At 67.2% G+C, this 1491-nt stretch carries 1 protein-coding gene; it reads right to left on the bottom strand.

Annotation, left to right across the window (positions count from 1 at the left end; genetic code table 11):
- Positions 1-885, bottom strand: an 885-nt coding sequence (locus ACIBCU_RS38285) for a glycoside hydrolase family 11 protein (RefSeq protein WP_399237306.1), incomplete at its 3' end; no start/stop codon positions are given.
- Positions 886-1491 lie beyond the last annotated feature (606 nt).

The following is a 1491-nucleotide window of genomic DNA, read 5'->3' as shown; positions in this document are numbered from 1 at the left end:
GGGGTAGGTGGTGCTGGTGTTCCAGGTGGAGAGGACCTTGGCGGGGGAGGGGACGTTCATGGTGACGGTCCAGTTGCTGGAGCCGGAGACCGAGAGGTTGAGGTTGTAACGGTCGCTCCACTTCTCGCCCGCGGTCACGGTGGCGGTGCAGCCGCCGCCACCACCGCCTCCGTCACCACCGCCGGAGTTGCCGCCCACGGTGATGTTGGAGCTTCCGCTGCTCTGGTAGCCCTCGGTCGCCATGATCATGTAGTTGAAGGTGCCCAGGTTCATTCCCTGCCGGGCCCACGCGTCGAAGTGGTTGCCGGTGGTGATGGTTCCGCCGGTCCGCTTCGACTGCCGGACGCTCCAGAACTGCTTGAACGTGCGAGTGCCCTCGATCGACGGAGCGTTGACGCGGGTCGTCTCGTAGATGTCGTACGTCCCGCCGTCGCTGGTGACGGTGCCCTTGAAGGTGCCTGTCGGGCGGTAGGTGCCCCAGTTGTCGACGATGTAGTACTCCACGAGCGGGTTCGTCGACCATCCGTAGAGGGTGAGGTAGGCGTTGCCGGACGGGTTGAAGGAGCCCGAGTACGTCACGCTCCTGCGTCCGCCGGTGCTCCATCCCTTGCCTGCGACGAAGTTGCCGGTGTTGCTCCACGACGTGCTGTAGCCCCCGCCGGATGACAGGTTCATCGAGACGCTGCCGGGGCTGTCGGTCCAGAAGGAGTAGTAGTAGCCGTTGTCGGTGCCGGTCCGGTTCGAGTTGACGACCGTGTCCGCGCTCGCGCTGCCGGGCAGGGCCAGCACGGCCACGGCTGCCGTCGCCATGGCGAGGACATTGCGGATGGACCGTCTGAGTCGGCCGCGTCTGCGGCTCGTCGACTGTGCGGGTGCGTCGTTCATGTGCGTGCTTTCCTCCTCGTCCTCGGGAGGCCGGGTGGGGGTTCCGGGCAGCGCGAGACGCCCTCTGTGGGGGGTGTCGGTGCGCGGGCGATGACGCGATCGCGTGTGGGTGTCGCGCGTCCCGGCCGGACTCGGCCGGTCATCGTGCTCGGCGACCGGCCTGGGGTGCCGGGTCGGGTGGACCCGGATCGACAGTGATTGAGGTCTGTCGACGGCGAACAGTGTTGAACTGGCTCCGACGGGTGTCAATAGTTTCGACAAGGATTACGAAACCGTCGATCGGGGGATTGGATGCCCTGGGAGTTGTTTGACCAGTTCAGCCGTAGTCGCACTCGATCTGCATGGAGTTGACGGTCGTACTCGATGAGAAGTGGCGCGGAATTCATGTCCGGAGATTTCGAAAGTTTCGGAACGGGGGCGAATTCGAGAGCGACCGAAGCCGAACGGCGAAGCGGCCCGGTCGGGTGGGGGGACCGCGAGCGGCGGCGGTTCCGGCCGGAACCGCCGCCGCTGGCCGCCGAGCTGTGTCAGCCCTCGCGCACCTCCATGGGGCCGGGGGGGTGCGACCGGCCGGGGTGCCCGGGGTCGGCCCCGGCCCCCCGGGTG

The sequence above is a fragment of the Streptomyces sp. NPDC051064 genome (assembly GCF_044455985.1).
In the GTDB taxonomy this organism is placed as follows: Bacteria; Actinomycetota; Actinomycetes; order Streptomycetales; family Streptomycetaceae; genus Streptomyces.
Note: the sequence above shows the minus strand (reverse complement) of the source record. Positions and strands in the feature narration are given on the sequence as shown.